Below are 21,631 nucleotides of genomic sequence, written 5' to 3'. Positions count from 1 at the left end.
ACCCCACCCGCCCCGAGAACCGGCCGGGCAACCGGCCGACGCCCGACACGCACGGCACCCGCACGGCCGCCCAACAGCGGCCACGCACCCGCACGTACGACCCCACCCGCGCCGACGAGCGGCTCGGCAGCCGGCCGGGGGGCACGCGCACGTACGGGCGCAGGCCGCTGGGTGGGGTGCGGGGGCGGGGGTATGCCGGGGTCGGCAGGCGGGGGGTGGGGCAGCCGCGGCATCGGGCCGTGCGGGAGCGGGTCGGGGGAGTGCTGGCCGGGGCGGACTGTGCGGGGGCGGTCGGCGGGGTCGCCGTCGCCGTGCCGCACGGGGTGGTCGCCGGGTGCGTGGTCGCAGGGTGCCTGCTGCTGACGCAGCACAGAGCCGGGCTGTACCGGCCGGGCTTCGCCCCCGGGGCGTTCACGGAGCTGCCGGGGCTGGCCTGGCGTACGGTCCTGGCCTGGGGCCTGCTCGCGGTCGTTGCGGGTCCCGGCGCGCCCGGCTGGGCGGGGCTGGCCGCGGCGGTGGCGGTGACCGTGGCCGTCGCGGGCGGGCTGCGGGCCGCCGTCTACGGCACGCGGCGCCGGATGGCCCGCAGGCGCCCCGCCTCGACGCTGGTCGTCGGCGCCGACGCCGCCTCCGCCGCCCGGATCGCCGCGGTCCTGCACGCCAGGCCCGAGTACGGGATGCGCCCGGTGGGCCTGGCCGCGCCCGCGCCCGTACGTCCCGCGCCGCCGCAACCACCGCAGAACGTGCACATGGCGTCGCCGTACGGTGCCGCGCCCGTACCCCCGCCGGTGCTGCCCGTGCTGCCCTCGCCCGGCGACGTCACCCGGGCGGTGATCCAGAACGCGGTAAGGGACGCGGTCGTCGCGGGACCCGCCACGCTGGACGCCAGGACCACCGCGACCGTGCGCCTGCTGGCCGCGCAGGGCTGCCGGCTCTGGCAGGTGGACGCGGAACGGCGTGGCAAGGGCGCAGACGCCGGCCACCTGTGGGGCCACCCGTGCCGCCGGCTCGACCCGTACCCGCCGACCGCCGGCCGCGCCGCCCGCGGCGGCAAGCGCCTGCTGGACGCGGCGGTCGCCGCCGCCGCACTGCTCTGCCTGGCGCCGGTGCTGGCCGCGTGCGCGCTCGCCATGCGCCTGGCGGACGGCCCCGGCGTGATCTTCCGGCAGGAGCGGATCGGGCTGCACGGGCGGCCGTTCACGCTGCTGAAGTTCCGCACCCTGCGCCCCGAGGACGAGCACGAGTCGGCGACATTGTGGAACATCGCCGAGGACCACCGCATGAGCCGCGCCGGCCGCCTGATGCGGCGCACCTCCCTCGACGAGCTGCCGCAGCTGTGGAACGTGCTGCGGGGCGACATGAGCCTGGTCGGGCCGCGCCCGGAACGCCCCTACTTCGTCGCCCAGTTCAGCCAGACCCTGCCCGGCTACGCCGACCGGCACCGGATGCCCGCGGGCATCACCGGGCTCGCCCAGGTGCACGGGCTGCGCGGCGACACCTCGATCGCCGACCGCGCGCGCTTCGACAACCACTACATCGACAGCTGGACGCTGTGGCAGGACGTGTCGATCCTGCTGCGGACGGCCGCCACGCTGTTCCGCTGCGGCGGGAGCTGACCAGCCATGACCCCAGGGCCTGTCCGCCACGTCCCGCCGCCCGCCGCCGGGGCCGCGGCGCCCGGTGCGCGCGCGGGCGGCCCGCCGCGCGGCAGCACGGCCCTCCCGGGCCTCCCGGGCCTTCCGGGCCTTCCGGGCCTTCCGGGCCTTTCTACGCCCGCCCTGCGCCGCCTGCGGCACTTCGCGCCGCTGCTGCCCGCGCTGGCCACCGTGCTGCTGCTGGCCGCGCCGGTCGGCACCGGCGACGTCAGCACCTCCGGCAAGGTCACCCCGGCCGACGCCGCCTCCGCGGTGCTCGTCGCGACCGCCGTGGTCCGGGCGCTGCGCGACCGCGCGCGCCCGCTCACCCCGGCGGCGGCAGCCGTGCTCGGCGCACCCGCCGTCGGCTTCGCGGCCGCCGCCGCGACCTCCCTCGACCCGGGCGCCGGGCTCGCCGGATTCCTGCGCTATGTGCAGGTCTTCGTCGCCGTGCCCGCCGCCGTGGTGCTGCTGCTGCGCGACCGACGCGACTTCGGCGTCGTCGCCGGCGCGATCGTGCTGCTCGCCCTCCTCCAGGGCGCGATCGGCACCTGGCAGTACGCGACGGGCAGCGGCGCCTCGTACATGGGCGAGGACGTCCGCGCGGTCGGCACCTTCGGCCCCTCCGACGTGATGGGCATGGCCACGGTCGTGGCGTACGGCCTGGTCGTCGCCGTCGGCTACGCGCTCGTACCGCCGCGCCCCGGCGCCCCGCGGTGGCTGCGGCCCGCCGCGATGTGCTGCGCCGCGCTGCTCGTCGTCCCGCTCGCGGTGTCCTTCAGCCGCGGCACGTGGATCGCCACCGCCGCCGCGTGCCTGGTGATGATCCTGCTCGCCGGGCGGCGCCAGGCGGTGCGCGTGCTGGCCGCGCTCACCGCGGTCGCCGTCGTCGTGGTCGGCGGGCTCGGCGTCGGCTCGCACATGATCAGCGAACGCGCCGCCAGCATCACCCGGGTCGCCGACGCCCCCGACCCCTCCGTCACCGACCGCTACACCCTGTGGGCCGCGGCGCTCGGCATGTGGCGCGAACACCCCGCCACCGGCGTCGGCCTGAAGCGCTTCCCCGCGGAACGCGACGGCCACGCGGGGCTCGCCCTGTCCTCGGCCAGCGACACCGCGGGCGCCGGGCAGGCCTTCGCCCGCGAACCCCTGCTCTCCCCGCACAACATGTACCTGCTCGCACTGAGCGAGCAGGGCCTGCTCGGCTGCACCCTGCTGGCCGGCGGCTGGGCGGCCCTCCTGGCGCTCGGCCTGCGGCGGCTGCGCACATTCCCCCGGCGTTCGGGGCGCGCACCCGGGCTCGCCGCCGTCGGGCTGCTGCTGTGGCAGTGCACCGACTTCCTCTACGCCGACATCGGCGGCCCCTCGACCGTGCTGACCGCGCTGCTGCTCGGCCTTGCCGCGTGGTGGGCGCTGCACCCCGAGGACGGCGGCGCGCGATGACCGACGTCGTACGCGTACGAGCGCGGGAGCGGGCGCGGCATGCGGCGCCCCGCAGCTTCGTCGCGCGGGCCGCCGCACTGACCGCGGGCCTCAGCGTGGCCGGCTCAGGGCTCGGCCTCCTACGCGACCAGGTCATCGCCCGGCTCTTCGGCGCGGGCGCGGGCAGCGACGCCTTCCTCGTCGCCTGGACGGTGCCGGAACTCGCCGCGACCGTCCTCATCGAGGACGCGATGGCGCTGCTGCTCGTGCCCGCTTTCAGCGCTGCCCTTGCCAAGGGCGGCGCGGCCGCCCTCGTCCGCGGCACATTGCCGCGCCTTGCCGCGCTGCTGGCGGCGGCAACCGCCGCGCTGTACGCCGCCGCGCCCCTCGTCGTCCACCTCCTCGCCCCCGGGCTCGCCGACCCCCGGCTCGCCGTCAGCTGCACCCGGCTGACCGCCGCGACCGTCCTCACCTTCGGCCTGGCCGGCTACCTCAGCGCCGCCCTCCGCGCCCACCGCCGCTTCCTGCCCCCGGCGGCGGTCTACGTCGCCTACAACGCGGCCATCATCACCACCCTGCTGGCCCTGCACGCCCGGTGGGGAGTGCGGGCGGCCGCGGCGGGCGTGGCCGTCGGCGGCGCCGCCATGGTGCTGGTCCAGCTGCCCTCCTTCGTCCGCGCCCTGCGCCTGCCCCCGCTGCCCGCGCCCGCGTCCGCGCCCGCGTCCGGAGGGCGGACGGCCGCCGTCGGCATGGCGGTGGTCGCACCGGTCGTGCTCTTCGCCCTCACACGGCAGGCGCAAGTCCTCGTCGAACGGTTCTTCGCCGCCGACCTGCCCGCAGGCGCCATCTCGCACCTCAACTACGCCCAGAAGGTCGCCCAGTTGCCGATGGTGCTCTCGCTCATGGTCTGCACCGTCACCTTCCCCGTCGTCGCCCGCGCCCTCGCCGAGGGCGACCGCGAAGGCGCCAGGCAGCGCGTCGAACGCGACCTCACCCTCGCCTGCGTCGTCGTCCTGCTCGGCACCGCATACGTCCTCGCCTGCGCACCGCAGATCGTCCAGGCGCTCTTCCAGCGCGGCGCCTTCGACGCCGCCGACACCGCCGCCACCGCATCCGTCATGCGCGTCTACGCACTCGGGCTGCTCGGGCAGAGCCTCGTCGGGGCGCTCATCCGCCCGTACTTCTCCGCGGGGCGGCCCACCTGGTACCCCGTCGCCGCCATGGCCGCGGGACTCGGCGTCACCGCCGCCGCCGACGCCGCCGCCGTCACCGCGTGGGGCGCCTACGGCATCGCCGCCGGCAATGCGGCCGGGATCAGCCTCACCGCCGCCCTGCTGCTGCGCGGGCTGCCCGCCCGCGCCGTCCCCGTCCGCATCCCCGCACTCACCGCGGCCGTGTCCCGCTACGCACTCGCCGCGGCCGCCGCCACCGGGGCCGGGTGGTGCACCACCCGGCTGCTGCCCGCCGGCGCCCCCGCAGCGGCCGTCGCCGCCGCCTGCTGCCTCACCGTCCCGCTCGCCTTCGCCGCCGCAGCAGCCGCGGCCGGCGCACCCGTACGGAGCCTGCACCATGCCGTCTGACACCACGCAAGCACCCTGGGTGCTCATGTACCACTCCGTCGCCGACTGCCGCGACGACCCCTACCACGTCACCGTCAGCCCGCAGCGGCTCGCCGCACAACTCGGCTGGCTGCGGCGCCGCGGCCTCACCGGCGTCGGCGTCGCCGAACTCCTCGCCGCCCGCGCGGCAGGCCGCGGGCGCGGGCTCGTCGGGCTCACCTTCGACGACGGCTACGACGACTTCCTCACCACCGCGGTGCCGCTGCTGCTCGAACACGGCCACCGCGCCACCGTCTTCGCCCTGCCAGGACGGCTCGGCGGTACCAACGCGTGGGACGCGGACGGGCCGCGCAAAGCGCTCCTCACCGCCCAGGGCATCCGGGCGGTGTGCTCCGCCGGCATGGAAGTCGGATCCCACGGGCTCCTCCACACCGACCTCACGTCAGCCTCCGTCGACGAACAGCGGCTCGCCGCCGAGGTGCAGGACAGCCGGGCACTGCTGACCGAGGTCACCGGGCGCGCTCCTGAGGGCTTCTGCTACCCCTACGGTGCCGTGGACGAGCGCGCCCTCGACGCGGTCCGCTCCGCGGGGTACGGGTACGCGTGCGGGGTCGCGCCCGGTGCCCTCACCGGGACCTACGCGCTCGCGCGCACATATGTCGGCGACCGTGACTCCTCTCCCCGGCTCCACGCCAAGCGCCTCCTCCACGCCTTTCCCGCCGTGCGGGAGGCCCTCCATGCCTAGCCGCTGCCGCGACGGGCAGATTCCCACCCGCCTCCACCGCATGCCGGTCCGCCGTGACTGGTCGCGCCGTTCCCCGCGCCCCTGCTGTGCGTTCCGCGCGTGCACCCCTGCGGGTGCGCTGTGGCTTGTCGCGCCCGCCGGCCACCTGACGGTGCGTCGTGGTTGCGCGCGCAGTTCCCCGCGCCCCTGGGTGAGTGCCACTTGCTGTGACCTTGCCATCTTCCGCGCCATCGTGGCTGGTCGCGCCGTTCCCCGCGCCCCTGTTGCGGTCGCCCTCTGTGGCCAACGACCAGGCCTCACGCGCGCACCCGCACCAGCGCAACGGGCGCAACAACCCCAAGGGGCGCGGGGAACCGCGCGCGCAACCACGACGCACCCGCCCCAGTGCACCGGGCGCAACCGCCCCCAGGGGCGCGGGGAACGGCGCGACACGCCACAGCGGACCGGCACGGGCACACGCACCGCAACCACCCCCAGGGGCGCGGGGAACTGCGCGACCGGCCACCGCGGACCCGCGCCGGTGCAGTGGGGGCGCGGTCCGGGGGGCAGGTGGTGAAGGTGGTGCAGGTGATCACGGGGCTCGGGGTGGGCGGGGCCGAGGGGCAGTTGCGGTTGTTGTTGCGGCACTTGCCGCCGGAGAAGGTCGAGTGCCGGGTCGTGACGTTGACGAATCCGGGCGCGGTCGCGGACGGGATCAGGGCGGACGGCACCGCCGTCACCCACTTGGGCATGGCGGGGAACCGCGACCTGCGGGCGGTGCACCGCCTGGTGCGGGTGATCCGGGCGGGCGGCTTCGACGTGGTGCACACCCACCTGTACCGCGCATGCGTGTACGGCAGGATCGCCGCCCGCCTGGCGGGCGTCCGCGCGGTGGTGGCGACGGAGCACTCGCTCGGGGAGTCGCAGATCGAGGGGAGGCCGCTGAGCACGGGCACGCGCGCGCTGTACCGCGCGACGGAGCGGCTGGGCAGCGGCACCGCTGCCGTGTCGGCGACGGTGGCGCGGCGGCTGCGCGAGTGGGGCGTCGCCGACGACCGCATCCACCTGGCCCCGAACGGCATCGACCCGGCCCGTTTCCGCCACGACCCTGCCGTGCGCGCGGCGGTGCGCGGGCGCCTGGGGCTGCCGGCGGGGGCGTACACCGTGGCCGGCGTGGGACGGCTCGTCCAGGCCAAGCGTTTCGACCTGCTGGTGCGGGCCGTGGCGGCGAACCCCCGCACATGGCTGCTGCTTTCGGGCGGCGGCCCCGAGCGCGAGGGTCTGCTGCGACTGGCCGCGGACCTGGGCGCGGCGGACCGGGTCCGCGTGGTGAGCGCGCAGGACGGCGGCCCGGACGTACCGGAAGTGCTGGCGGCAGCCGACGTGTTCGTGTCGCCGAGCCCCGAGGAGGCCTTCGGGCTGGCCGTGGTGGAGGCGCTGGCTGCGGGACTGCCGGTGCTCTATGCGGCGTGCCCCGCGATCGAGGACCTGCCGCCGGACGCCGCACCCGGCGCGAGCCGGATCGGCGGGGGCCTGCGGGAGTTGGCCGCGGCGATCGGCCGGCAGCGCCAGGCGGGCGGTCCGGACCGGCTGCCGGTGCCGCCGGCCGTCGACACCTACCACATCGCCCATACCGCGGACCGGGTGCTGGCCCTGTACGAGTCGGCTCTCGCGTCCGCCAGGAAGAAATGAGCACGCGCATGAAGGCACCCCGCTGGCTTCCGCTCCCGCTGGGCCTGGGTATCGGCCTGCTGGGCGGTATCGGCTACGCAATTGCCGCGCCGACACAATATGCGGCGACCAGTTACGTGATGGTCGTACCCGGCCATGCCGACTCGCCGACGGCGCTTGGCTTCGCGCAGGCGTACGGCAGGGTGGTGACCGGCTCGGCTGTGCTCGTGGGGGCTCAGGCCGCCGCCGGAACGCCCGCGGACCGGCTGCGCGAGCACGTACAGGCGCAGACGTCGCCCGACGCGCCCATGATCTCGGTGACGGGTACCGCGTCGAGCGGTGCGGCGGCGGCGCGTTACGCCAACGCCGTGGCGCAGTCGCTGACCGCGACGGGCAACCGCAGCGCCCCGAGCACGGGGGTGCGGCTGCTGGTCTTCTCGCCCGCCGCCGCGCCGTCCTCCCCCGCCTCGCCTTCCGCTGCCCTTTCCGCGGCGGTGGGCGCGAGCGCGGGCGGGCTGCTGGGCGCCCTGGCCCTGCTGGTGCGGCCGGCGCCCAGGCGCGAGGACGCGGACGGCGCGGCGGCCGTACCGGGGCCTGCACAGGAGCCCGCGCCGCGGGAGACCGTGTGACCGCCGGACTGACCGCCGGCCCCGCCCGGGAGACGGGGCGGGCCGGCGCGGGCGGCCTGGTGGTGGACGTCTGCCGCGAGCCGCGGGACTTCGCGGGGCTCGCGGCCGAGTGGACGGCGCTGCACCGGCGCTGCCCGCAGGCGACGCCCTTCCAGAGCCACGCCTGGCTGCACTCGTGGTGGCTGTCGTACGCCACCGGCCGCGACCGCCTGCGGGTGGTGCTGGTGCGTCGGCAGGGCGAGCTGGTGGGGGCGGCGCCGCTGCAGCGGACGTACCGCCCGCTGCCGGTGCTGGTGCCGCTCGGTGGTGCGATCACGGACTACGCCGACGTCCTGGTGGTCCCCGGGGCCGGCGGTGGCGCACCCGACGCGGACGTCGTCGCGGCGCTCGCGGCGGGGGTGCGGCGGGCCGCACGCGGTGCGGTGGTCGACCTGCGCGAGGTGCGGCCGGGCGCCGCGGCCATGGCGCTGTACGAGGCGTGGCGGGGGCCGAAGCGGCGCGGCACCGACTCGGTGTGCCTGGAGCTGCCGGGGCTGCCGATGGACGGGCTGGTCGCACGGGTGGGGAGTTCCCGCGGGCAGCGCATCAGGTCCAACCTGCGCAGGCTCGACGCGGCAGGGGTGACCGAGCGGGACGTGCCCGCGCACGAGGTGGCGGACGCGGTGGCCACCATGCTGCGGCTGCACCATATGCAGTGGGAGGGCCGCGGGGTGACGCCCGAGCACGTGCGGCCGCGGTTCGCCGAGCACCTGGCGCGGGCGGCGGGCGCGATGGTGGCGGCGGGCGACGCGGTGGTCACCGAATTCAGCGTCGGCGGCAGGGTCGTCGCGGCGAACCTGACCGTGCTGTCGCCGGCCCTGGCCGGCGGCTACCTCTACGGCGCCCACCCGGACCTGCGCGGCACCAGGGTCGACGTGACGACGCTGCTGATGCGGCACGGCGTACGCCATGCGGCGGGCGCGGGACGGCCCGTGCTGACGCTGCTGCGGGGCGCGGAGCCGCACAAATTCCACTGGCGGCCCGCGCACGTGGCCAACGAGCGGCTGCTGCTCGCCGCCCGCCCGCTCGGCCCTGTCCTGGCCGCCCGCCATGCGCTGGCGGGCGGCCGCACCCGGCTGGCGCGGGCCGCCGCGGCCAGGCTGCCCGCCCTGCGGGCCTGGCGTGCCCGGCTCAACGACCTGCGGGCGCGGCGGGCGTGAGGCACGCGCCCGCCGCCCGCGTCAGGCGGTCTTCTTCGGGGCCGAGGCCGACGCGGACGCCGACGGCTGCGGCTTCGGGGTGAGGCGGAAGCACACCTCGCCGCTCTCGTACTGCTTCTTCATCTCGTCGGTCAGCTGGAGCGGCAGGCACGCCTCGACGGCGGGTGAGGGCTGCGGCACCGGCGCGGCCCCCGGCGGCGTCACGGGCGCACTCGACGGCGCCGGTGTCGTCGGTACGACGGTGGGTACGGTCGTCGGCTTCGCGGAGACCGGGCTCGGCGTCGCGGAGGGCGTGGCGGCGGGGGTGGGCGACGTGCTGGGCGTCGGCGCCACGGTAGGCGTCGCGGAAGGCGAGGGTGTGGCCGTGGGAGCGGGTGTCGCCGACCCCGTCGGCTCCGGCAGCGGCTCCGGCCTGGTGTTGCGGGCGTAGAGCATCGCGCGGAAGACCCGCGAGGACAGCGGGTTCTGCTCGCACTGCCACACGCCGTGCGGGCAGTAGTCGGTGACGGTCTGGTAGAGCGCGTTGTGGTCGCTCATCCAGCGCAGCATGAGTGCGACGTAGTCGGGGTCGTCGCCGTTCCTGAACAGGCCCCACTCGGGGTAGGAGACCTCCTTGCCGTGCGCCGCCGCGAAGTCGACCTGCGCCTGGAGCCCGTACGGCTCGGTGACCTGCTCGGTGAAGGACTCGCCCGGCGGCTGGTCGTAGGAGTCCATGCCGATGACGTCGACGGTGTCGTCGCCGGGGTAGCACTCGGTCCACGGGATGTCGTCGGTGCCGCGGCTGGGGGCGAAGTCGAAGCGGAACCTCTGGCCGGGGACCGCCCGCATGGCGGCGACGATGCGGTTCCAGTACGCCTTCCAGTTCTGCGGGTCGGGGCCGCAGCGGTGCGAGTACGTGGTGCCGTTCATCTCCCAGCCGAGCACGACCACGGTGTCGGGCAGGCCCAGCTCCACCAGGTGCTCGGCGAGGCGGGTGAAGTGCTGGTCGAAGGCGCCGGCGGCGCCCTGCCGGATGAGGGAGCGGACCTGGCTGTCGCCGAGGTGGTCCTCGTTGCGGGCCTGCATCGGCACGTTGAGCACGAACAGCCGGCTCGGGTCGGCCTTGCGCCACTGCGCCCACGGCCCCAGCAGGTCCTGCTGCCCCTCGATGGCGTCCCAGCTGTCGCCGGGCAGGTAGGTGTGGCCGACCCGCACCGGTGTGCCGCCGAGCCAGTCCTGCAGGCCGGCGATGGCCTGGATGCCGGGGGTGCCCGAGTCGGTGAAGGCGCCCAGGTAGGGGACGTCGAGGGGCGCGGGGTGCGCCGAGGCGCCGGTGGGCGGGGTGTGGGTGCCGGGGTAGCCGGAGCCGAGGGCGTCGGTCGTCAGGCCGGTCATCAGCAGAGCGGCAACGGCGGCTCCGACGCCCGCACCCGCCGTCCACTGGCGTCGGTTGGCCATGGTCACTCCTTGCTCGTCGGGCGCGGGTGCCGGAAGACGCTCACGCACAGGCACGGGGTGGTGAGCGTGCCTCCTCTCGGCCAGTCATAACGTATGAGGAATTAATGCGCGCTTCGACATGCTCCATACGCGTCGTCAGACATCGCACGTATGACGGATTTCGACTCGCCGCCGCTTTCCGACGTATCGTCAGTACCGCTGCTCCATAGCGGCAGGAAGCAGACGTGGGCATCACTCGGGCGGATGAATTTCCGGCCAGCGCTCACCGATAATCCGCAGTTTCTCACCCCTACGGCTGCATGATTGCCCGGCAGCCGACCGGTCACAAACGGACGAGAGGAGTCGGCCATGGGCGAATCCGATGCCACCGGGAAAAGCCGCGGGAGATCTCCGCGCTCCTCCGTGACGCGCAGACGTGTGATCAGGTCGGGTGTGACGACCGTCGCCGCGGTGTCGGGGACCGCGGCGGCGCTGCGGCCGATGCTGACGGCAGGTCAGCAGCACACCGACGGCGCGCCCGGCGACCCCGCCGCAGGCACCGGAGCCGGCGGCGCACCGCAGGCGCCGCTCGCGCCCGGCGCCGTGCCCGCGCTCTTCGACGAGGTCTACCGGGGCCGCCGCATCCAGGGCTTCCCCGACGCGGGCGAGGACGGCGTGGCCATCAAGGTCGACGGGATGCCCCTGCAGGTCATGCGGCGGGTGGACGGCAGCTGGATCAGCGCTGCCAACCACTACCAGCCCTTCACGACGCCGCTGGCCACCGCCAGAGGCGCGGTCGACGTCATCGGGCGGGCCGAGCTGTCCATGACCACCGAGCACCACCACTGACCCGCCGCACCACCACCGAACGGGGCCGTCACCGGTGTACACCCGCATGAACCAGCGGAATCTGACCAGCAGCCAGCGCACCCGTTTCGTCGAGGCGGTCGTCGCGCTCAAACGCTCGGGCGGCTACGACAAGTACGTGCGGCTGCACGCCGAGTACTTCGCCGCGGACGGCGAGAGCGGGCTGCGGATGGCGCACATGGCGCCGACGTTCTTCCCCTGGCACCGGCAGTTCCTGCTCGTCTTCGAGCACGAACTGCAGGGCATCGCCCCCGAGGTCACCATCCCGTACTGGGACTGGACCACCGACAACAAGGCGTCGTCGGCGCTGTGGGCGGCGGACTTCATGGGCGGCAACGGCCGGGACAGCGACGGGCAGGTGATGACCGGCCCGTTCGCGTACCGGACCGGGTCCTGGCCGATCACCTACGGCGTCACCGACGAGAAGTACCTGACGCGGAACATGGGCAGGCCCGACCGCCCCATCGCGCTGCCCACCAAGGCCGAGCTGGACGGGGCGCTCGCCATCGCCACGTACGACGCGTCGCCGTGGAACTCGGCGCCGACCACGCAGGGCTTCCGCAACAAGATCGAGGGCTGGACGGTCAGCGAGACCAAGGGCGGCTACCTGCACAACCGGGTGCACCAGTGGGTCGGCGGCCACATGGTGGGCGCCGCCTCGCCCAACGACCCGGTCTTCTGGCTGCACCACGCCTTCATCGACCTGATCTGGGCGCGCTGGCAGCGCCTGCACCCCAAGTCCGGCTACCTGCCGGCCCGGCCGCTGGCCGCCAAGGACCCCGAGCACGGCCGGGTGGTCAGCCTGGACGAGCCGATGCCGCCCTTCAACGTCAAGCCGTCGGCGGTGATGGACCACCGGAAGTTCTACGCATACGAAGAGGGCTGACGCCCGAGCTTCCGCAGTGGCCGGCCGAGGGACGAGGCCGTCCGCGAAGGATGGGGGCACCTCCCGCCGAAGGCAGGGGGAGAGCAGGAAGACCGACAGACGAGGAGGAGGGCTGACGCGGCCGCCGGGCACACAAAACGGCCTCCCGTACGCAAGGTGACGGGAGGCCGCGTGCTGGTGCGGGTATCACCACTCGCCGTTGTCACCGTCGTCGTCGCTGACGTGCGTGACCGAGCTGTTCTCGCACTGGTTGCCGAACGCCGGGTTCAGCAGGCCGATCACGTTGACGGAGTTGCCGCAGACGTTGACCGGGACGTGCACCGGGACCTGGATCAGGTTGCCGGACAGCACGCCCGGGGAACCGACGGCGGCACCCATGGCACCGGAGTCGGCGGCGGCCATTCCGGCGCCCGCGGCCAGAACGGCACCCGCGGCGGCGGTGACAGCCGCTGCCTTTGCGATACGCGACATCAAGATCTCCCTGAGACGAAAAAGCAGCCGCGGAATACCGCGGCTTTGACGCAGTGCGCAACGTGCGGAGATCACGAATAGTCACGCAAGTTGAGCCGAACCGGTGATTCGTTATCGGATTCCGCCGAAGGAGTGACAAGGGCCGGTGTCCCGCGCTCGCGGCCGTTAGGGTCCGGCGCATGACCCAGACCAATACCGCGTCCGCCACGTCTTTGATGAGCCGCCTCGGCACCCTCGTGGTGATCCCGTGGGCCGGCGAACACCAGGACGACGGCCGGGACATGGCATTCCTGATGGCATACACCCTCGGTGACGGCGTCTCGGGCCGCGAGGGCTCGGAAGAGGCCGCACTGACCGTCGCGAAGGAGGCGGGGCTGCCGGTCGGCGGCGCGGTCCTCGACGTCGCGCAGGTACCGAAGTCCCCGGTGAAGGTGCTGGTGGAGGCCGGCAAGGCGGTGCTGACGATGCCGTACCTGCACGTGGCCTGCCCCGTCCCCGAGCAGTGGGTCACCGCCGCGCGGGCCAGAGGGACGGTCTACGTGATCCTCGCCAGCCGGCCCTGGCCCGAGGCGGTGCCGGGCCGCGCGGTCACCGAGGCGGCGCTGCAGGCCTTCGCGGCGGACGAGGACGTCCTGCGCACGGCCGCGCACTGCCTCGTCCCCGTGGGCTCCCTGACGTCCTGAACGCCCCTGGTCAGCCCCGCAGGTCGCCGTCCCCGCCCGGTTGCGCCACAGGGCGGGGACGGCGGCCGCAGGCGTGGGCCTAGGAGTTCACCAGCTGGTTGCCGGCGCTGACGGCGTCGGAACCGGCCTGTACGGCCTTCTGGACGGCGGAGACCTTCTGGCCCACCCCGGACTGCGCGAGCACTCCCTGCGTCGCCGTGGTGGCCTGCTCACCGGCGGCCTGTGCGGTCACCGCCGTACCGCTGAGGGTGCTGCCGAGGTCGGCGGCCTGGGCCGCCGCGGTCGCGGACGTGGCGGCGGCGAGCAGGACCGAGCCTGCCGCCGCCTTGCTGAGGATTCGGCGTACGTTCATGGACCGTCCAACGAGTGGCCGCCCGCCAGGGCACGCCGGGTCACCCCCACACGGTGGTGCCCAGCGTCACGCCCGCGAAGGCCATGCCCAGGCCGCAGACCACGGTGAGCAGGGCGTTCCCCGCCGCGTACGCCTTCGCGCCGCTCTCGGCGAGCCGCAGCGTCTCGTAGGAGAAGGTCGAGTACGTCGTCAGCGCGCCGCACAGCCCGGTGCCGAGCAGGAGCTGCAGGTGCGAGGAGGCGGCGCCCTCGATGGCCGCGCCCGTCAGGATGCCGAGGATCAGGGATCCGCCCAGGTTGACCGTGAAGGTGCCCCACGGGAAGAGCGAGTCGTGCCGGGACTGCACCCACCGGTCGGTGAGGTAGCGCACCGGCGCCCCGACGGCCGCGCCCGCGATGACGAGCAGCCAGTTCACGACGCCGCACCGCCGGTCCGCGCGGTGTGCCGCACGACCTCGCAGGCGTCCAGGACCACCAGGCCTTCGCCGACGAGTTCGTCCAGCTCCGGCAGGAAGCCGCGGATGCGCTCCTCGGTGTCCACCACGACCACCGCCACCGGCAGGTCCTCGCTGAGCGAGAGCAGCCGGGAGGTGTGGATCAGCGAGGAGGAGCCGAAGCCCTCGATGCCGTGGAAGACGCTCGCGCCGGCGAGTCCGGCGCGCTGCGCCCGGTGCACGATCTCGGTGTAGACCGGCTTGTGGTGCCACCGGTCGCTCTCGCCGAGCAGCACCGTCATGCGCAGCGCGGCACCTGAGAGCCGCCGCTCGCCGCCGCCCTCGCCCTGATCGTCGGTCGCCATGGTCGTCACATCCCTCATCGTGCCCTCCACGCCAGCGCCCGGCGGGTCGCCCACGCCGCACTCCACACCGCGGCGAGCGCCGCCGCAAGGGTCCCGGCCGCGTAGCCGAAGGCGGTCACGGCCTCGTGCGCGTCGGTCAGCCGGCGGATCTCGACGGCGTAGGTCGAGAAGGTGGTGTAGCCGCCGAGCACCCCGGTGCCGAAGAAGGGCCGCACCAGGCGGTGCGCCGCCCAGACCTCGGTGATCACCACCATGAAGACCCCGATGACCGCGCAGCCGGTGATGTTGACCCAGAAAGTGGTCCACGGGAAGTGGCCGGGGGTCTGCGGCCACAGCAGGGTGGCGCCGTAGCGGGCGCACGCCCCGCCCGCGCCACCGACCGCGACCGCCGCGACGACGGGCCACTGGTCGTGCATGAGGCCTGGCCGGTGCTGCGCCTGCATGGTCGGGCGTCTCCTGCTGCTCGCTGCCGTCGGGACGGCCAGCGTAGTGCGCGGCTCCCGGGCGCATTGCCGCGGCCCGCAGGGCGCGGCCAGGGTGCGGGCGTGTCCGCTCACCGGGGGAAATGTTCTCCCGTTACAGAGCACGCGGGCGCTGTTGCATGCGCGTGACAGCGGACGGACAGGAGAGGGATCTCCCCGGCCCATTCTTTGAGTACCGCAGGACACCGACCGGGCCGCGGTACCGACTTCGTGCTTGTCCAGGGGGACACCGCCATGCCTGCTCGTGCCATGCGACGCACCACCGCCACCGCCATCGCCCTCACCGCGGGCATCACCGGGCTCGGCCTCATGCTGACCGCCTGCGGCCCGGAGGACGCGACCGGCGCCGACGGCACCGACCCGTCGGCGACGAGCACCGCGACGAGCGGCACGGGCGGCACCGGCGGCAGCGGGAGCACCGCCAGGCCCGTCGCCAGTACGCCGGCGAAGACGGTCCCGCCGCTCAACGGCACCGCGCACAACGGCCTGACGATCAGCGACGGCACCCGCTTCGTGGTGATGAACGGCACCCGGGTCGACTTCGGCACCGCCGTCCGCGACCTGGCCTGGTCGCCCGACGGCAGGAAGGCCGCCTTCGTGGACGGCGACGGCGACCTGGTCGTCAGCAACCCCGACGGCAGCAGCCGTACGGTCGTCGCGAAGAACCCGGGCAACCAGAACTGGTCCCACCCGACCTGGCAGATCAGGAAGGCAGACACCGCGGACGGCCAGCCGGCGCTCAACAACCTGCTCTTCGCCGCCCGCAAGGACGGCGTCTCCCGGCTCTACGGCGTCCCGGCCACCGCCCACAACGCCACGCCCGCCCTGCTCGGCCTCGGCCACGAGTCCGGTGAGAACGTCAAGCCGCTGCCGCAGACCGGCAACGTGTGGCCCAGCGGCGGCGGCACGTACGGCGCCTCCGTCTACGCCAACAGCACCGACGGGCAGGTCTACATCCGCGACGACTACCTCCGGCAGCAGGGTGCGGCCATCACCAAGGGCTCGGAGCCGGCCTCGGCACCGGTGGACGACGACGGCTTCGTCTTCGTCCGCTCCGTCGGCGGCCACGACCACCTCTTCCGGGAGACGCCGGGCACGGACGGCCCGGTCTTCAAGGACCTCACCCCGAACGCCACCACCGACTACACCGAGCCGGCCTTCTCCCCCGACGGCAGGACCATCGCCGCCCGCACCCCCGACGGCATCGTGACGCTGCCCGCCGACGGCTCCAAGGCCCCGGTGAAGGTGTCCGGTTACGTGGGCCTGCCCGCCTACCGCGCCTGACGCACCGCCAGGGTTCTACCGGCCCTTGGCCAACTCCGCCCGCAGCTCGTCGATATGGGCGTCGGCGACGTCATGCGGCAGGAATTCCACGACGTCGAGGAAGCGGAAGGCCACCTGCGAGGCGGTCACCGCGAACTCGTAGTCGGCGAATCCCACCACCGCGCCCATAGAACCGCGCACCGCACCCCGGACGACATGCGACGTCATGCCGTCCGGGGTCTGCGCGCTGGTGCCGCGGCGGGCGTTGGGCCTGGCCAGGTACGGGCAGACCATCGACGCGTAGAGCATGCACGCCCGGTGGCCGGGGCCTTCGAGGGTGGGCGCCATGTTGCGGTACGGGCGCCCGGCCGCGAGCGCCTCGCCTATTGCCGCGCTTTCCGGGCCGCCCACCACCCGCCACACCGGGCCGCGCGGCATCAGCACATTGCACACGGAACACAGCCGCTGCCTGGCGCAGTTCGCACTGCGGTCGTAGTCGGTCAGCGCGAACTGCGGCTGCCCGCCCTCCCACGGGGTGATGGCGGGCACCGGATAGCCGCGCGTATCGCGCGGCCTGTCCTGGACCGACTGCGGCATGGGCACGGATTCGAAGCGCATCCGCCCTGCTTATCAGGCGGAGCGGCGCCTGCGGAACAGTCCCCCGCGGCGGCCCTTCACCGGCGCCTCGGGCTCGGGCGGCGGCGCCTGCGCCGGTGCCTGCGCGGCCTGCGCCGCCCTGGCCGCCTGCCAGTCGGCGACGACCTGCTCGGTGTCGAAGAGCCCGCGGCCCAGCGGCGGCCCCTCGGGAGGGCGCCGCAGCGCCTCCCGCAGCTTGTCGTTGATCTCCCCGACGATGCGCCGCACCTGCGCCTCGGTGGCCGCCTGCATGGCGGCCTGCTCCGCGTCCTCTGCCTGTTTGCGCAGCACCAGCGACGGCGGCAGCGCCGACAGGCCCTCGCGCTGCATCTTGCCGCGGACCCACCACAGCTCGTCATAAGGCGCGTCCAGCGACGGCAGCGGCTTGCCCGCGCCTGGCAGCGCGGCGAACTCGCCGCGGCCCTCCGCCTCGCGGATCTGCTTGTCGGCCCAGGTCTCCCAGGAGACGCCGGGCGGCTTGCGCTCGGTCATGCCGCACTCCTCCCGCTCCCGCACCGCCCCCGTGCCCCGGGACGCGCGCGCGACGACGCCTCCAGGCTACAAGCCGGCCTCGAAGCGCGGCCGGGCGCGGGCCGCCAGCAAGGCCACGTCGTCCTCCACCACCGAGGGCGCCAGCCGGTGCACGACCCGGGCCAGCAGCGCGTCCAGCGGCCCCGCCGCATGCGGCAGCTCCATGCCGGCCAGCCGGCCGAGCGAGGTGTCGATGTCCTCGGTGCGCCGCTCGACCAGGCCGTCGGTGTACAGCAGCAGCGTGTCGCCCGGCGGCCAGCGCACGTACACCGCCTCGTACTGCCCGCGCAGGTCGGCGCCCAGCGGCGGCCCCGTCGGCACGTCGAGCAGCCGCACCCGGCCGTCGGGGGTGACGACCGCGGGCGGCAGGTGGCCTGCGTTGGCGAACCAGCAGCCGCCGCGCACCGGGTCGGCCAGCGCCAGCATGCACGTGGCGGGGCGCTCGGTGCCCGCCGCGGCCAGCAGCGCGTCCATCCGGCGCAGGATGCGGTCCGGCGGGTCGCCCTCGCCCGCCACGACCCGCAGCATCGAGCGGTAGTGGCTCATCTCCACGGCCGCCTCGACGCCGTGGCCCATCACGTCGCCCATCGCCAGCAGCGTGATCCCCGACGGCAGCGCCAGGGTGTCGAACCAGTCGCCGCCGACCAGGTCCGTCGCCCCGGCGGGCAGGTAGCGGGTGGCGACGTCGATCTGCGGGTGCGGGGTGCCGGGCGCGGCCAGCAGCGCCCGCTGCAGCTCCACCGCGATGCCGTGCTCGCGGCTGTAGCGGCGGGCGTTGTCCATGCTGATCGCCGCCCGGTCCGCCAGCGCCACGGCCACCGACACGTCCTCCTCGTCGAAGGCGGGCGAGGATCCCGCCCTGACCAGCGTGACCGTGCCCAGCTGCGCCCCGCGCGCCGCCAGCGGCACCACCAGGGCCGAGTGGATGCCCGCGGCACGGTAGGCGTCCACCCGGTCCGCGTTCGGCGCCGAGCGGCGCAGGGTGGCGTCGGCGGGCACGTTGTACGTCATCGGGTGGCCGGTCTCCAGGCAGCGCGGGATCGCCGAGCCCGGCTGGTAGTCGATGTGCTCGCCCGGCATCCCGAACTGCTGCACCGCCTCGCGCAGCCCCGGCACCGCCGCCAGCGCCGCGCGGCGCAGCCGCACCATGCCGTCCTGCGGCGGGCGGCGCCCGGCACTGCCTTTCGTCGCCAGCACCTCGACGCTGGCCACGTCCGCGATGACCTCGACCAGCAGGTCGCACAGCTCCTGCCCGGTGCGGTCCACCTCCAGGGTCCTGCCGATGCGCACCGCCGCCGCGTCCAGCAGCTGCAGCCGCTCCCTGGTGCGCTCCAGCTCGGCCTGGATCTCGCGGTCCGCGCTCACCTCCAGGATCACCGCGCCCAGGCCCCGGACCCGGCCCTGCTCGTCCTCCAGCCGGTGGTAGCTGCCGCGCCACACGCGCAGCCGGTGCGGGGAGTCGGCACGGGTCTGCCCGCTGGAGACCAGCTCGCGGGTGCGCCCGTCGGCGAGGACCTGGCGCAGGGTCTCCTCGCCCGCGTCCACCAGGGGCACGATCTCCTCGATGGTCCGCCCGACGTGCGCGTCGGCGTCCAGCCCGTTCATGAGCGCGAGCGCCGGGTTGACGTAGACGTAGCGCAGGTCGGTGTCGAGCACCGCGACACCGGCCGTGGTGCCGTTCAGCAGCGCCTGCCACACCCACGCGGGGATGTCCGCCGGAGGGTCGTCGTGCATCCCCTTCCCTCCTCGCGCCGTCCTCACCTACGTACGTTCCACAGTGCGCGCCCGCGGCCCGTTCCGCTCTCCGGGCCGAGAACGCGTGCCGCTACGCCCCCGCGCCGCGGCAAGGGCCGCCGCCGCACATACCGCGGCGGCCACCAGCAGCGCCCCCGCCACACCGCGGTCGGCGCGGCCCGTCCCCTGGTGCGGGCCGACCGTGACGAAGGCGCCCAGGACGGCGACGCCCAGGGTGGCGCCGAGTTGCCGCAGGGCGTTGAAGACGCCGCCCGCCGCACCTGCCGCGCCCTCGGGGGCCAGCGTGACGACCGCGGTGGTCAGCGCGGGCAGCGCGAAGGACACGCCGAAGCCGGACGCGGCGAGCCCCGCCGCGAGCAGCGGGTAGGGCGTGCCCGTCCCCACCGCGGCGCCCATCACGGCGCCGCCCGCCGCGAGCAGGCACAGCCCGGCCAGGACCGGCCCGCGCGGCCCGGTGCGGGCGACCACCCGCCCGGTGAGCAGCGGGTTGAAGGCGGTCGGCAGCGTCATCGGCAGAAAGGCCAGGCCCGTGCCGACGGCGCTGTAGCCGAGCCGCTGCTGCAGCAGCAGCGGCAGCACGAACAGCACCCCGGTGAGGGTGAAGCCGACCGCGGCGCCCGCCAGCAGCATCGACGCCATGCCGGGCGCCCGCAGCACCGCGGTGGGCAGCACGGGTGAGGCACTGCGCGCCTCCCGGTGCGCGAAGAGCCCGCCCGCCGCAATTGCCGCGCCGAAGGACCACGCGGTGTGCGCCCAGTGCCGCCCGCCCAGCGCGATCAGCGCGTCCGTGCCCAGCGCGAGGGCGGCGCAGGCCAGCGCCTGACCCGTGCGGTCGATGCCCCGGCCGGGCGCGGCCGGGCAGCGCACCGCGTTTCCCGACACCAGGGCGAGGGTGAGCGCGGCGATCGGCACGTTGACGAGGAAGACGGCCCGCCAGCCGGCCAGCCCGACCAGCAGCCCGCCGGCGATCGGCCCGGCGGCCAGCGCCGCCCCGCTGACCGCGGCCCACACCGCGACCGCACGGCCCCGCCTGGCCGGGTCGGGGTAGAGCCGGGCGATCAGCGCCATCGAGCTGGGCACACAGGCCGCCGCGGCGGCGCCCAGCACCGCCCGCAGCACGACCAGCGTCCACAGCCCCTGCGCCGCCGCGCACAGCAGCGACCCGGCGCCGAAGACCGCGACACCGCCGCGGAAGAGCCGGTGGGCGCCGAAGCGGTCGGCCGCCGCCCCCGCCGACAGCAGCAGCGCGCCGAAGGCGACCGTGTACCCGGTCACCGCCCACTGCAGCCCGGCCACCGAGCCGCCCAGCGCATGCGACAGGTCGGGCTCGGCGACCGACAGCACCGTCATGTCGAGGAGCACCATGAAGTAGCCGAGCGCTATACCGGCGAGAGCGTACGGTTTCGGTTCGGGGGCCGGCGCCGGACGGCCGTACGGATTCTGCTCTGGGGACATGCCGGGCATCACCACTCCGGTCCTCCGGGAAGTGCCCGGAGCGCTGCGTCAGGGGAACGCCTGCCAGGGTGCGGCCGGGCGTGCACCGCCTCCACCGGCGCGGCCGCACGCTGCGTTCGGCCGCACCGAACGCAACTGAACGGGAAGTGAGCGATGGAACTGCGTCAGCTGCGGACCTTCGAGGCCGTCGTGCGCGAGGGCAGCGTCACCGACGCCGCCGTCGCCCTCGGCCTTGCCCCGTCGTCGGTGTCGCAGGCCGTCCGCACCCTGGAGAGGTCGCTGGGCGTCCAGCTCTTCGTGCGCGACCCGCGCGGCATGCGCACCACCGCCGCGGGCGAACGCCTGCTCTCCTGGGCCGGGCGGCTGCTCGACCAGGCGGAGCAGGCCCGCCGCGAGGTCGTCGCGGCGGACGCCGCCGACCGCGAGGTCACCCGGGTGCGGCTCGGGGCGCTGGAGTCGATCGCCGCGGAACTGGTGCCGGCGATCCTGGACCGGCTGGCCGCCCGGCGCCCAGGGCTGCGCGTCGAGGTCCGCTCCGAGCCCTCACGCGAGGCCCTGCTCGGCGCGGTGGGCGCAGGAGAGCTGGACGCGGCCCTGGTGCTCGACACCGGCACCGCCCTGGGCGACCTGGGCTTTCCCGTGCCGTCCGTCGGCCCGCTGGAGTTCCTCGACCTCGAACCGGTGCCGCTGGTCCTGGTCGGCCCGCCCGACCACCCCCACGCGGGCGCCACGGGGCTGTCCGCCGCCGACTTCGACGGGCAGCGGCTGCTGGTCAACACCGCGTCCGCCTGCTCCTTCGCGCTCGCCGCCGACCGGCTCTTCGGCCCCGGCGTCGAACGCGTCCAGGCCGGCAGCGTCGCCGTCATGCGGGCCTGGGCCAGGCAGGGTGTGGGCGTCGCCCTCCTGCCCGCCTTCGCGGTCACCCCGGACCTGGCCGCCGGCACGCTGGTCGCCCTGCACCTGCCGCTGCCGACGCTGCACCTCCGCCTCACCTGGCCGCCCTCCGCGGCCGCCCACCCCACCACCCGCGCCCTGCTCTACGCGGCCACCTAGGACGTGTCCGCGGCCCTACGACGACGGCCGCACCACGTCTTCCGGGATGACATGTTCCCGTCCCATCCTGATATGGGCGTTTCGCCGCCATGGCTCCGCGGCGCCACTGCTGCGCCCGCACAAGCCGGACCGGTAGGCTTTCCGT

Annotated in this window: 22 protein-coding genes; 12 read left to right on the top strand and 10 right to left on the bottom strand. The window is 75.0% G+C overall.

The genetic code is table 11. The features are described from left to right. The first annotated feature begins 239 nt into the window (after nt 1-239). The 7 genes from JT723_RS07600 to JT723_RS07570 all read left to right on the top strand — a co-directional run bounded on the left by JT723_RS07600 (nt 240) and on the right by JT723_RS07570 (nt 8,838). Nucleotides 240-1,616 carry a sugar transferase gene (locus tag JT723_RS07600; protein WP_251513284.1) on the top strand — a complete coding sequence of 459 codons (1,377 nt, stop codon included), beginning with the start codon at nt 240-242 and terminating at the stop codon, nt 1,614-1,616. A gap of 6 nt (nt 1,617-1,622) precedes the next feature. Continuing rightward, nucleotides 1,623-3,077, top strand: coding sequence for an O-antigen ligase family protein (locus tag JT723_RS07595; RefSeq protein ID WP_205043716.1), 1,455 nt, complete (start codon nt 1,623-1,625; stop codon nt 3,075-3,077). Further along, nucleotides 3,074-4,636, top strand: coding sequence for a lipid II flippase MurJ (locus tag JT723_RS07590; RefSeq protein WP_205043715.1), 1,563 nt, complete (start codon nt 3,074-3,076; stop codon nt 4,634-4,636). The genes JT723_RS07595 and JT723_RS07590 overlap by 4 nt, the downstream gene beginning before the upstream one ends. Then, a complete protein-coding gene (locus tag JT723_RS07585) occupies nt 4,626-5,360 on the top strand; it encodes a polysaccharide deacetylase family protein (RefSeq protein WP_205043714.1) in 735 nt (244 codons plus the stop codon). Before JT723_RS07590 ends, JT723_RS07585 begins: the two co-directional genes overlap by 11 nt. A gap of 552 nt (nt 5,361-5,912) precedes the next feature. Further along, entirely contained in the window at nt 5,913-7,031 is a 1,119-nt protein-coding gene (locus tag JT723_RS07580; protein WP_205043713.1) for a glycosyltransferase, read from the top strand. Between the two features lie 8 nt (nt 7,032-7,039). Next, nucleotides 7,040-7,639 (top strand): lipopolysaccharide biosynthesis protein, encoded by a 600-nt coding sequence (locus JT723_RS07575; RefSeq protein ID WP_240165252.1) that lies wholly within the window; start codon nt 7,040-7,042, stop codon nt 7,637-7,639. Further along, nucleotides 7,636-8,838: a GNAT family N-acetyltransferase gene (locus tag JT723_RS07570; RefSeq protein ID WP_251513287.1), complete on the top strand. Its 1,203-nt coding sequence runs from the start codon at nt 7,636-7,638 to the stop codon at nt 8,836-8,838. The genes JT723_RS07575 and JT723_RS07570 overlap by 4 nt, the downstream gene beginning before the upstream one ends. A 21-nt stretch (nt 8,839-8,859) precedes the next feature. Here JT723_RS07570 and JT723_RS07565 read toward each other — a convergent pair whose 3' ends face one another. Continuing rightward, a complete protein-coding gene (locus tag JT723_RS07565; RefSeq protein WP_205043711.1) occupies nt 8,860-10,275 on the bottom strand; it encodes a glycoside hydrolase family 26 protein in 1,416 nt (471 codons plus the stop codon). 432 nt (nt 10,276-10,707) lie between these two features. On the opposite strand from JT723_RS07565, the gene JT723_RS07560 reads away from it, so the two are divergent. Together JT723_RS07560 and JT723_RS07555 are read left to right on the top strand one after the other, a co-directional pair. Further along, nucleotides 10,708-11,103, top strand: a complete 396-nt coding sequence (locus JT723_RS07560) for a tyrosinase family oxidase copper chaperone (protein WP_307863924.1) — start codon at nt 10,708-10,710, stop codon at nt 11,101-11,103. A gap of 34 nt (nt 11,104-11,137) precedes the next feature. Continuing rightward, complete coding sequence (locus JT723_RS07555) at nt 11,138-12,007, top strand: tyrosinase family protein (protein WP_205043709.1); 870 nt, start codon at nt 11,138-11,140, stop codon at nt 12,005-12,007. A gap of 186 nt (nt 12,008-12,193) precedes the next feature. On the opposite strand, the gene JT723_RS07550 is transcribed toward JT723_RS07555, so the two are convergent. Beyond that, nucleotides 12,194-12,478 (bottom strand): chaplin, encoded by a 285-nt coding sequence (locus JT723_RS07550; protein ID WP_205043708.1) that lies wholly within the window; start codon nt 12,476-12,478, stop codon nt 12,194-12,196. Between the two features lie 179 nt (nt 12,479-12,657). Here JT723_RS07550 and JT723_RS07545 point away from each other — a divergent pair, with 179 nt between their 5' ends. Further along, nucleotides 12,658-13,161, top strand: coding sequence for a DUF5949 family protein (locus JT723_RS07545; protein ID WP_205043707.1), 504 nt, complete (start codon nt 12,658-12,660; stop codon nt 13,159-13,161). Between the two features lie 79 nt (nt 13,162-13,240). Here JT723_RS07545 and JT723_RS07540 read toward each other — a convergent pair whose 3' ends face one another. The 4 genes from JT723_RS07540 to crcB (JT723_RS07525) are packed head-to-tail and all read right to left on the bottom strand — an operon-like array spanning nt 13,241 to nt 14,754. Continuing rightward, entirely contained in the window at nt 13,241-13,513 is a 273-nt protein-coding gene (locus JT723_RS07540; RefSeq protein WP_205043706.1) for a hypothetical protein, read from the bottom strand. Between the two features lie 40 nt (nt 13,514-13,553). Further along, nucleotides 13,554-13,928 (bottom strand): fluoride efflux transporter CrcB, encoded by a 375-nt coding sequence (gene crcB / locus JT723_RS07535; RefSeq protein WP_205043705.1) that lies wholly within the window; start codon nt 13,926-13,928, stop codon nt 13,554-13,556. After that, nucleotides 13,925-14,311: a DUF190 domain-containing protein gene (locus JT723_RS07530; RefSeq protein WP_205043704.1), complete on the bottom strand. Its 387-nt coding sequence runs from the start codon at nt 14,309-14,311 to the stop codon at nt 13,925-13,927. Before JT723_RS07530 ends, crcB (JT723_RS07535) begins: the two co-directional genes overlap by 4 nt. 14 nt (nt 14,312-14,325) lie before the next feature. Beyond that, nucleotides 14,326-14,754 carry a fluoride efflux transporter CrcB gene (crcB, locus tag JT723_RS07525; protein ID WP_205043703.1) on the bottom strand — a complete coding sequence of 143 codons (429 nt, stop codon included), beginning with the start codon at nt 14,752-14,754 and terminating at the stop codon, nt 14,326-14,328. A 288-nt stretch (nt 14,755-15,042) separates the two neighbouring features. Between crcB (JT723_RS07525) and JT723_RS07520 the strand changes: the two genes are divergently transcribed. Then, nucleotides 15,043-16,077, top strand: coding sequence for a TolB-like translocation protein (locus JT723_RS07520; RefSeq protein WP_240165250.1), 1,035 nt, complete (start codon nt 15,043-15,045; stop codon nt 16,075-16,077). A gap of 15 nt (nt 16,078-16,092) precedes the next feature. Here the strand turns inward: JT723_RS07520 and JT723_RS07515 are convergent, their stop codons facing one another. The 4 genes from JT723_RS07515 to JT723_RS07500 all read right to left on the bottom strand — a co-directional run bounded on the left by JT723_RS07515 (nt 16,093) and on the right by JT723_RS07500 (nt 20,433). Further along, nucleotides 16,093-16,674, bottom strand: a complete 582-nt coding sequence (locus JT723_RS07515) for a hypothetical protein (RefSeq protein WP_240165249.1) — start codon at nt 16,672-16,674, stop codon at nt 16,093-16,095. A gap of 12 nt (nt 16,675-16,686) precedes the next feature. Further along, the gene (locus JT723_RS07510; RefSeq protein WP_205043701.1) at nt 16,687-17,184 is read right to left on the bottom strand and encodes a DnaJ family domain-containing protein; all 498 of its coding nucleotides are present in this window, start codon (nt 17,182-17,184) and stop codon (nt 16,687-16,689) included. Nucleotides 17,185-17,250: 66 nt separating this feature from the next. Further along, complete coding sequence (locus JT723_RS07505; protein ID WP_205043700.1) at nt 17,251-18,957, bottom strand: SpoIIE family protein phosphatase; 1,707 nt, start codon at nt 18,955-18,957, stop codon at nt 17,251-17,253. Between the two features lie 27 nt (nt 18,958-18,984). Next, nucleotides 18,985-20,433 carry an MFS transporter gene (locus JT723_RS07500; protein WP_240165248.1) on the bottom strand — a complete coding sequence of 483 codons (1,449 nt, stop codon included), beginning with the start codon at nt 20,431-20,433 and terminating at the stop codon, nt 18,985-18,987. 153 nt (nt 20,434-20,586) lie between these two features. Here JT723_RS07500 and JT723_RS07495 point away from each other — a divergent pair, with 153 nt between their 5' ends. Then, complete coding sequence (locus JT723_RS07495; RefSeq protein WP_205043698.1) at nt 20,587-21,486, top strand: LysR family transcriptional regulator; 900 nt, start codon at nt 20,587-20,589, stop codon at nt 21,484-21,486. Nucleotides 21,487-21,631 lie beyond the last annotated feature (145 nt).

Origin of the sequence: Actinacidiphila bryophytorum (assembly GCF_016916835.1) — a bacterium.
GTDB classification, from domain to species: domain Bacteria; phylum Actinomycetota; class Actinomycetes; order Streptomycetales; family Streptomycetaceae; genus Actinacidiphila; species Actinacidiphila bryophytorum.
This window is presented reverse-complemented; position numbering and strand designations above follow the sequence as displayed.

Coding starts and splice junctions, on each gene's coding strand:
- JT723_RS07585 (WP_205043714.1), top strand. CDS start 4,626: ATGCCGTCTGACACCACGCAAGCACCCTGGGTGCTCATGTACCACTCC.
- JT723_RS07565 (WP_205043711.1), bottom strand. CDS start 10,275: ATGGCCAACCGACGCCAGTGGACGGCGGGTGCGGGCGTCGGAGCCGCC.
- JT723_RS07595 (WP_205043716.1), top strand. CDS start 1,623: ATGACCCCAGGGCCTGTCCGCCACGTCCCGCCGCCCGCCGCCGGGGCC.
- JT723_RS07575 (WP_240165252.1), top strand. CDS start 7,040: ATGAAGGCACCCCGCTGGCTTCCGCTCCCGCTGGGCCTGGGTATCGGC.
- JT723_RS07520 (WP_240165250.1), top strand. CDS start 15,043: ATGCGACGCACCACCGCCACCGCCATCGCCCTCACCGCGGGCATCACC.
- JT723_RS07550 (WP_205043708.1), bottom strand. CDS start 12,478: ATGTCGCGTATCGCAAAGGCAGCGGCTGTCACCGCCGCCGCGGGTGCC.
- JT723_RS07515 (WP_240165249.1), bottom strand. CDS start 16,674: ATGCGCTTCGAATCCGTGCCCATGCCGCAGTCGGTCCAGGACAGGCCG.
- JT723_RS07545 (WP_205043707.1), top strand. CDS start 12,658: ATGACCCAGACCAATACCGCGTCCGCCACGTCTTTGATGAGCCGCCTC.
- JT723_RS07530 (WP_205043704.1), bottom strand. CDS start 14,311: ATGGCGACCGACGATCAGGGCGAGGGCGGCGGCGAGCGGCGGCTCTCA.
- JT723_RS07495 (WP_205043698.1), top strand. CDS start 20,587: ATGGAACTGCGTCAGCTGCGGACCTTCGAGGCCGTCGTGCGCGAGGGC.
- JT723_RS07500 (WP_240165248.1), bottom strand. CDS start 20,433: ATGTCCCCAGAGCAGAATCCGTACGGCCGTCCGGCGCCGGCCCCCGAA.
- crcB (WP_205043703.1), bottom strand. CDS start 14,754: ATGCAGGCGCAGCACCGGCCAGGCCTCATGCACGACCAGTGGCCCGTC.
- JT723_RS07505 (WP_205043700.1), bottom strand. CDS start 18,957: ATGCACGACGACCCTCCGGCGGACATCCCCGCGTGGGTGTGGCAGGCG.
- JT723_RS07590 (WP_205043715.1), top strand. CDS start 3,074: ATGACCGACGTCGTACGCGTACGAGCGCGGGAGCGGGCGCGGCATGCG.
- JT723_RS07540 (WP_205043706.1), bottom strand. CDS start 13,513: ATGAACGTACGCCGAATCCTCAGCAAGGCGGCGGCAGGCTCGGTCCTG.
- JT723_RS07510 (WP_205043701.1), bottom strand. CDS start 17,184: ATGACCGAGCGCAAGCCGCCCGGCGTCTCCTGGGAGACCTGGGCCGAC.